The 7,797-nt window shown below is 69.1% G+C and carries 9 protein-coding genes; 2 read left to right on the forward strand and 7 right to left on the reverse strand.

The features are described 5' to 3' along the window. Nucleotides 1-96 precede the first annotated feature (96 nt). The 4 genes from ACFV0Q_RS34795 to thyX form a co-directional block, all read right to left on the reverse strand. Complete coding sequence (locus ACFV0Q_RS34795; protein WP_385011005.1) at nt 97-300, reverse strand: hypothetical protein; 204 nt, start codon at nt 298-300, stop codon at nt 97-99. 109 nt (nt 301-409) lie between these two features. After that, a complete protein-coding gene (locus tag ACFV0Q_RS34800; protein WP_385011007.1) occupies nt 410-2,095 on the reverse strand; it encodes a ribonuclease J in 1,686 nt (561 codons plus the stop codon). Between the two features lie 116 nt (nt 2,096-2,211). Further along, nucleotides 2,212-3,111: a 4-hydroxy-tetrahydrodipicolinate synthase gene (gene dapA, locus ACFV0Q_RS34805; RefSeq protein ID WP_385011009.1), complete on the reverse strand. Its 900-nt coding sequence runs from the start codon at nt 3,109-3,111 to the stop codon at nt 2,212-2,214. A gap of 200 nt (nt 3,112-3,311) precedes the next feature. Then, entirely contained in the window at nt 3,312-4,052 is a 741-nt protein-coding gene (gene thyX, locus ACFV0Q_RS34810; protein ID WP_385011010.1) for an FAD-dependent thymidylate synthase, read from the reverse strand. Between the two features lie 262 nt (nt 4,053-4,314). On the opposite strand from thyX, the gene ACFV0Q_RS34815 reads away from it, so the two are divergent. Together ACFV0Q_RS34815 and ACFV0Q_RS34820 are read left to right on the forward strand one after the other, a co-directional pair. Next, nucleotides 4,315-4,581, forward strand: coding sequence for a hypothetical protein (locus ACFV0Q_RS34815; RefSeq protein WP_385011012.1), 267 nt, complete (start codon nt 4,315-4,317; stop codon nt 4,579-4,581). A gap of 46 nt (nt 4,582-4,627) precedes the next feature. After that, nucleotides 4,628-5,182: a PH domain-containing protein gene (locus ACFV0Q_RS34820; RefSeq protein ID WP_385011014.1), complete on the forward strand. Its 555-nt coding sequence runs from the start codon at nt 4,628-4,630 to the stop codon at nt 5,180-5,182. 36 nt (nt 5,183-5,218) lie between these two features. Here the strand turns inward: ACFV0Q_RS34820 and ACFV0Q_RS34825 are convergent, their stop codons facing one another. The 3 genes from ACFV0Q_RS34825 to ACFV0Q_RS34835 form a co-directional block, all read right to left on the reverse strand. Further along, nucleotides 5,219-5,686, reverse strand: a complete 468-nt coding sequence (locus ACFV0Q_RS34825; protein WP_385011016.1) for a hypothetical protein — start codon at nt 5,684-5,686, stop codon at nt 5,219-5,221. Between the two features lie 16 nt (nt 5,687-5,702). Next, a complete protein-coding gene (gene dapB / locus ACFV0Q_RS34830) occupies nt 5,703-6,455 on the reverse strand; it encodes a 4-hydroxy-tetrahydrodipicolinate reductase (protein ID WP_385011017.1) in 753 nt (250 codons plus the stop codon). A gap of 26 nt (nt 6,456-6,481) precedes the next feature. Beyond that, nucleotides 6,482-7,797: M16 family metallopeptidase (locus tag ACFV0Q_RS34835; RefSeq protein ID WP_385011019.1), on the reverse strand; the 1,316-nt coding region annotated here is incomplete at its 5' end.

Raw genomic sequence — 7,797 nt, forward strand, 5'->3', positions numbered from 1 at the left:
TTGAGTTCTCAAGGAACGGACGCTTCCTTTGTACTCACCCTCTCGGGCTTTCCTCCGGGCTTTCGTTCTGTTCTTGCGTTTCCGACTCTATCAGAGTCAGTCCCGCTTGCTTTCCAGGTCCTTCGCTTTCGCGTTTTCCCTTTCCGGCGATTCCGACTCTATCAGGTTCTTTTCCGTGTCGTTTCCGACTGGATTGGAATTCCGATGGCCTTCGGAGGGCCTTTCCCTTTCGGGCAGATCAGACTTTATCAGGTTTCCCTGGGTGCTGATTCCCGCCCGCTCGCGGTCGGGTTCGGGCACACGTATGTGCTCGGGTCCGTGCGAGGTGGAGACGTAAACGTACTGGAGCGGGGCCCCCGGATGCAAATCCAGGGGCCCCGCTCCGGTGAGGTCGCTACGGACGCCGAGGTCAGACCTCGACGACGACCGGGAGGATCATCGGGCGGCGGCGGTAGCCGTCCGAGACCCACTTGCCCATCGTGCGGCGGATGAGCTGCTGGATCTGGTGCGGCTCGGCCACACCGTCCGCGCCGGCGCGGGCGATGGCGTCCTCGATCTTCGGCAGGATCGCGGCGAAGGCCGAGTCCTCGATGCCGGAGCCGCGGGCCTGGATGTTCGGGCCGCTGACGACCTTGCCCGTGGTGCTGTCCACCACGACGAAGACCGAGATGATGCCCTCGTCCCCGAGGATGCGGCGGTCCTTGAGGGAGGCTTCGGTGACGTCGCCGACCGAGAGGCCGTCCACGTACACGTAGCCGGCCTGGACCTTGCCGGAGATGCGGGCCTTGCCGTCGATCAGGTCGACGACCACGCCGTCCTCGGCGATGACGATGCGGTCCTTCGGGACGCCCGTCATGGCACCGAGCTCGGCGTTGGCGCGCAGGTGGCGCCATTCGCCGTGGACCGGCATCAGGTTCCGCGGCTTGCAGATGTTGTAGAAGTACAGCAGCTCGCCCGCGGAGGCGTGGCCGGAAACGTGCACCTTGGCGTTGCCCTTGTGCACGACGTTGGCGCCCCAGCGGGTCAGGCCGTTGATCACGCGGTAGACCGCGTTCTCGTTGCCCGGGATCAGGGACGACGCCAGGATCACGGTGTCGCCGGGGACGATCCGGATCTGGTGGTCGCGGTTGGCCATGCGGGACAGGGCCGCCATCGGCTCGCCCTGGGAACCCGTACAGACCAGCACGACCTCGTCGTCCGGCAGGTCGTCGAGGGTCTTGACGTCGACGACGAGACCGGCCGGGACCCGGAGGTAGCCCAGGTCGCGGGCGATGCCCATGTTGCGGACCATGGAACGGCCGACGAAGGCGACCCGGCGGCCGTACTCGTGGGCGGCGTCCAGGATCTGCTGGATGCGGTGCACGTGGCTCGCGAACGACGCCACGATGATCCGCTTCTGGGCGCTCGCGAAGACGCCGCGGATCGCGTTGGAGATGTCGCGCTCCGGCGGGACGAAGCCCGGGACCTCGGCGTTCGTCGAGTCCGAGAGGAGAAGGTCGATGCCCTCTTCGCTCAGACGCGCGAACGCGTGCAGGTCGGTGAGGCGGTTGTCCAGCGGGAGCTGGTCCATCTTGAAGTCGCCGGTGCACACGACCATGCCGGCGCCGGTGCGGATGGCCACGGCCAGCGCGTCCGGGATGGAGTGGTTGACAGCGACGAACTCGCAGTCGAAGGGACCCAGGTTCTCGCGCTCGCCTTCCTTCACCTCGAGGGTGTAGGGGCGGATGCGGTGCTCCTGGAGCTTGGCCTCGATGAGGGCCAGGGTCAGCTTGGAGCCGATCAGCGGGATGTCCGGCTTCTCCCGGAGGAGGTACGGGACGGCACCGATGTGGTCCTCGTGACCGTGGGTGAGGACGATGCCCTCGACGTCGTCGAGACGGTCCCGGATCGACGAGAAGTCCGGCAGGATCAGGTCGATGCCCGGCTGCTCCTCCTCGGGGAAGAGGACGCCGCAGTCGACGATCAGCAGACGGCCGTCGAACTCGAAGACGGTCATGTTCCGGCCGATCTCGCCGAGGCCGCCCAGTGGGGTGACCCGCAGGCCGCCCTTCGGGAGCTTCGGCGGCGGGCCCAGTTCGGGGTGCGGATGGCTCAAAAGTTTCTCCTTCACCACGCGCGCCACGTGCCCCTCTCAGGCACGCGGCGCGCATGTCATTCGTGCACTTACTGTTGTCTGTCTTGTTCTTGCTTATTCAGTTGTGAAGTCTGTTGTCAGAGCTGTACCCCGCCGGCGGCAAGATCGATCTTGAGCTGCGCCGTCTCTTCGTCGGTCAGACCGACGAGCGGGAGGCGCAGCGGGCCCGCGGGCAGGCCCTGCAGGTTCAGCGCGCCCTTGGTGGTCATCACACCCTGGGTGCGGAACATGCCGGTGAAGACGGGCAGCAGCTTCTGGTGGATCTCGGTGGCCTTCTGCACGTCGCCGCCCAGGTGGGCGTCGAGCATCGCGCGCAGCTCGGGCGTGACCACGTGGCCGACCACGGAGACGAAGCCGACCGCGCCGACCGACAGGAGCGGGAGGTTCAGCATGTCGTCGCCGGAGTACCAGGCCAGACCGCTCTGGGCGATGGCCCAGCTGGCGCGGCCGAGGTCGCCCTTGGCATCCTTGTTGGCCACGATACGGGGGTGCTCGGCCAGCCGGACCAGGGTCTCGGTGTTGATCGGGACACCGCTGCGGCCCGGGATGTCGTAGAGCATGACGGGCAGCTCGGTGGCGTCCGCGATGGCCGTGAAGTGCCGGTAGAGGCCTTCCTGCGGCGGCTTGCTGTAGTACGGGGTCACCGCGAGCAGGCCGTGGGCGCCGGTGCGCTCCGCCTGGCGGGCCAGCTCGAGGGTGTGCCGGGTGTCGTTGGTGCCGATGCCGGCCACGACGTGGGCGCGGTCGCCGACCGCTTCGAGTACGGCTCGTACGAGGTCGTTTTTCTCCGCGTCGGTGGTCGTGGGGGACTCACCGGTGGTGCCGTTGATGATCAGGCCGTCGTTGCCTGCGTCCACCAGGTGGACGGCGAGCTGCTGCGCGCCGTCGAGGTCAAGTGCGCCATCAGCCGTGAACGGCGTGATCATGGCGGTGAGGACCCGCCCGAAGGGGGTCTGCGGAGTCGAGATCGGAGCCATGGGTAACACGCTACTCGCTGCCACGCTCGCGGTGTCCCCTCGGGGGACGTCAACACTTGCTTGGAGCCCGGCACTGCCTGCTCGGGGGTTCAAGCAGTGCCGGGTCCGTTTGATCAGCCTAGATGAACTTTACGAAACGCCGCAATACGGACACTTGGGACTTGTCTCCGCACATGTGTACGCCGTGCGTGCATCGGGCCTTACGGGGCAACGCGGCCGTTGCCGTTGAAGGCCGCGTAGGTCAGCGGCATGAGCTTGGCCCACTCCCGCTCCATCTTCTCGCCGACCATCTCGATCTCCCGCTGCGGGAAGGACGGGACCGCCGCCAGCTCGTGCTGGGTGCGCAGACCGAGGAAGTGCATGAGCGAGCGCGCGTTGCAGGTGGCGTACATCGACGAGAAGAGACCGACCGGCAGGACCGAACGGGCCACCTCGCGGGCCACGCCGGCCGCGAGCATCTCCTGGTACGCCTCGTAGGCCTGGCGGTACGAGTCCTCCATGACCCGGCCCGTCAGCTCCTGCTGGGCCGTGGTGCCCTCGACGAAGACGTACTTGCCCGGACGGCCCTCCTGGACGAGCTTGCGCTCGGCGTCGGGGACGTAGAAGACCGGCTGGAGCTCCCTGTAGCGGCCGGATTCCTCGTTGTAGGACCAGCCCACGCGGTGGCGCATGAACTCGCGGAACACGAAGATCGGGGCGCTGATGAAGAAGGTCATCGAGTTGTGCTCGAAGGGGCTGCCGTGGCGGTCCCGCATCAGGTAGTTGATGAGGCCCTTGGAGCGCTCCGGGTCCTTCTGGAGCTCCTCCAGGGACTGCTCGCCCGCCGTGGAGACCCGGGCGGCCCACAGCACGTCGGAGTCGGCGGCGGAGTGCTTCACCAGCTCCACCGTCACATCGCTGCGGAAGCTGGGTTTCTGGTCTGAAGCGGCGGTCTCGCTCACGCGGGGTCCTTCCGAACGGGTCTTTCCTGGGGCGCGCCCACTCTACGGCGCCGCCCGTGGCTCGCCGCGCATGCACCGGGCCCGACGGGGGCCCGCTCAGGGGGTGCCGGCGTCACCCGTTCGGCTGACGGGTCGCCATAAATTTTGGTTAATGTCCCGAATTCAGGCACCGATTGGGCCCTCCGCTCGTCCTACAGACAAACAGCGTCCCGTCCCGTCCGCACCGCCCCCAGGGCCCCTGATCGTGAGGAGAGTCGCTCCCATGTTCCTCCCCCAGCTACCGCCGGGAGGTACCCCCTCGCGCGAACCCGTCCCGTTCGCCTTCGTCGCCGAGGCCGACCGATTCCGCAGCAACGTCACTCCGCCGCCGCGCGAGAGTCTGAGCAAGACCCAGATCGCCGCCCGTAGTCTGGTCGGACTGACCGTGGTGGCGGGGCTTGTGGGCTCGCTGCTCTTCGGGATGCCCGCACTGCAGCCGTACAAGGCCACCGAGAAGGCCCAGCAGTCGGAGGCTTCCGAGGGGCGGTAGCCTCACGGGCAGTCCCATCGAACGTGCATGTGAGTGAGGTACAGCCGTGCCCCTGCCCTTCTTGACGGCCGACGGCGTCTTCGACGCACATGAGGACGAAGCCCTCCCGCATGCGGATCCCGAGCGCTGGCGCCGCCCCTACCGGCCCGGCCCCTGGCGGGTGGCCGGGGCGGCGGTGCTGCTGCTGGTCTCCGCCTTCATGCTGCTGGCCACGGTGATCATCACCTTCGCGGGCACCACCGCCGGTGCGGCCGTCGCGGCGGGCGCCTCGCTCGCGGTGCTCGGCTCGGCGCTCCGGCTGCTGCGCACGGGCGTCTGGGTGAGTCCCACGGGGCTGCGCCGGGTCGGCTTCTTCACGACCCGCTCGATCGCCTGGAGCGAGATCGACGGTGTCCGCAAGGTCCAGCAGCCCGTGCGCTGGCTGGGTCTGCCGAGGACCGTGCAGGGTCAGGCCCTGACGGTGGCAGGGCGTGACGGCGCCGAGCTGCCGGTGCTGCTGACCGACCACAGCGCCGACTTCCTGGCCCGGGGCGAGGCCTTCGACCGCGCCGCCGGCCAGGTCGAGGCGTGGGCCCAGGAGTACCGGGCCGTGCCCGCCTGACCTGGGGCAAGCCGGCCGCGAGGGCCCGTACGGGGATCAGACCTGTACGGGCCCTTCCTGTACCGGCGCGGCGGCGTGCAGGGCGATGGCCCGCTGCATCGCCTTGCGGGCCCGCGGGGTGTCGCGGGCGTCGTGGTAGGCGACGGCCAGGCGGAACCAGCTGCGCCAGTCCCCCGGCGCGTCCTCCGTCTCGGCCTTGCGGCGCGCGAAGACCTCGTCGGCGGAGTCCCGCAGGATCCGCCCGTACTGGTCGCGTTCCAGTTCGTCGACGGGCAGGCCGCCCTCGGCCTCCAGCTCGGCCGCGAGCTGGTTGGCGCGCGTGACGAAGCGGGTGTTCATCCAGAGGAACCAGATGCCGATGACCGGCAGGATCAGCACGGCCGCACCGAAGGTGACGGTGAGCCAGGTGCCCTGCTGGAGCAGCATCAGGCCCCGGCTGCCGACCAGGACGAAGTAGACGACCAGGACGGCGGCCGTGAGGAAGTACGTGATCTTCGCGCGCATGGGTGCTACTGCCTCATCAGCCGAGTTCGAGGAAGTTTTCCAGGCCGAAGGTGAGGCCCGGGGTCTGCGTCACGCGGCGGGTGCCGAGCAGGATGCCCGGCATGAAGCTGCTGTGGTGCAGGGAGTCGTGACGGATGGTCAGGGTCTCGCCCTCGCCGCCGAGCAGGACCTCCTGGTGGGCCAGCAGGCCGCGCAGGCGGATCGCGTGCACGGGGACGCCCTCGACGTCCGCGCCGCGGGCGCCGTCCAGCGCCGTGGCGGTGGCGTCGGGCTGCGCGCCGAGGCCGGCCTCGGCGCGGGCGGCCGCGATGAGCTGGGCCGTACGGGTCGCCGTGCCGGAGGGGGCGTCGACCTTGTTCGGGTGGTGCAGCTCGACGACCTCGACGGACTCGAAGTAGCGGGCGGCCTGGGCGGCGAACTTCATGGTGAGGACGGCACCGATGGAGAAGTTCGGGGCGATGAGCACACCGGTCCGCGGGGAACCCGCGAGCCAGGTGTTCAGCTGGGCGAGGCGGTCCTCGGTCCAGCCGGTGGTACCGACCACGGCGTGGATGCCGTGACGGATGAGGAAGTCCAGGTTCCCCATCACCGAGGCCGGGGTGGTCAGCTCGACCGCGACCTGGGCACCGGCCTCGGCGAGGGTCTCCAGCTTGTCGCCCCGGCCGAGGGCGGCCACCAGCTCCATGTCCTGGGCGGCCTCGACGGCCTTGACGGCTTCGGAGCCGATGCGGCCCTGGGCGCCGAGGACTGCCACGCGCAGCTTGCTCATGTTGCTTCCTTCGTGTCCGTACGGAACTAGGCGACCGCTTCGTCGAGGCGGGCGGCCTGCTTCTCCTTCAGCGGGCCGATCACCGCGAGGGAGGGCCGCTGGGCCAGTACATCGTGGGCCACCGCGCGGACGTCGTCCGGGGTGACCTCGGCGATGCGGGCCAGCATGTCGTCGACCGACATCTGGTCGCCCCAGCACAGCTCGCTCTTGCCGATGCGGTTCATGATCGCTCCGGTGTCCTCCAGGCCGAGGACCGTGGAGCCGGAGAGCTGGCCGATGGCGCGCCGGATCTCCTCGTCGGTGAGCCCTTCGGTGGCGACCTTGTCCAGCTCGTCGCGGCAGATCCGCAGCACGTCGTGGACCTGGCTGGGCCGGCAGCCCGCGTAGACGCCGAAGAGGCCGGTGTCGGCGAAGCCGGAGGTGTACGAGTACACGCTGTAGGCCAGGCCGCGCTTCTCGCGGACCTCCTGGAAGAGCCGCGAGGACATGCCGCCGCCGAGGGCGGTGTTGAGCACCCCGAGGGCCCAGCGGCGGTCGTCGGTGCGGGCCAGGCCCGGCATGCCGAGGACCACGTGGGCCTGCTCGGTCTTGCGGTTGACGAGGTCGACGCGGCCGGCGGTGCGGATCCGCTTGGTGCCGGTGCGCGGGCCGACGGGCTCGGCGTCGGTGTGCTTCAGCGCGCCGGCCTTCTCGAAGGCCGCGCGGACCTGGCGTACGACCTTGTTGTGGTCGACGTTGCCCGCGGCGGCCACGACCAGGCGGGTGGGATCGTAGTGCTTCTTCCAGAAGCGGCGGATCCGGTCGGCGCCGAGGGCGTTGATCGTGTCGACGGTGCCGAGGACGGGGCGGCCGAGCGGCGAGTCCCCGTACATGGTCTGCGCGAACAGGTCGTGGACCATGTCGCCCGGATCGTCCTCGGTCATCGCGATCTCTTCGAGGATGACTCCGCGCTCGGCGTCGACGTCCTCCTCGCGGATCAGCGAGCCGGTGAGCATGTCGCAGACCACGTCGATGGCCAGCGGCAGGTCGGTGTCGAGCACCCGTGCGTAGTAGCAGGTGTACTCCTTCGCCGTGAAGGCGTTCATCTCTCCGCCGACCGCGTCGATCGCGGAGGAGATGTCGAGGGCACTGCGCTTCTCGGTGCCCTTGAAGAGGAGGTGCTCCAGGTAGTGGGTGGCGCCGTTGAGCGTGGGCGTCTCGTCACGGGAGCCGACGTTCGCCCAGATGCCGAAGGTGGCCGAGCGGACGGAGGGCAGCGTCTCGGTGACGACGCGCAGCCCGCCGGGCAGGACGGTGCGCCGGACGGTGCCGATGCCGTTCTGCCCCTTGAGCAGGGTTTGGG

The organism is Streptomyces sp. NPDC059564, assembly GCF_042735575.1.
Classification (GTDB): domain Bacteria; phylum Actinomycetota; class Actinomycetes; order Streptomycetales; family Streptomycetaceae; genus Streptomyces.

What these genes read in the sequence shown, in the direction of transcription:
- dapA (WP_385011009.1), bottom strand. Translation starts at nt 3,111, where the DNA reads ATGGCTCCGATCTCGACTCCGCAGACCCCCTTCGGGCGGGTCCTCACC.
- ACFV0Q_RS34815 (WP_385011012.1), top strand. Translation starts at nt 4,315, where the DNA reads ATGTTCCTCCCCCAGCTACCGCCGGGAGGTACCCCCTCGCGCGAACCC.
- ACFV0Q_RS34825 (WP_385011016.1), bottom strand. Translation starts at nt 5,686, where the DNA reads ATGCGCGCGAAGATCACGTACTTCCTCACGGCCGCCGTCCTGGTCGTC.
- dapB (WP_385011017.1), bottom strand. Translation starts at nt 6,455, where the DNA reads ATGAGCAAGCTGCGCGTGGCAGTCCTCGGCGCCCAGGGCCGCATCGGC.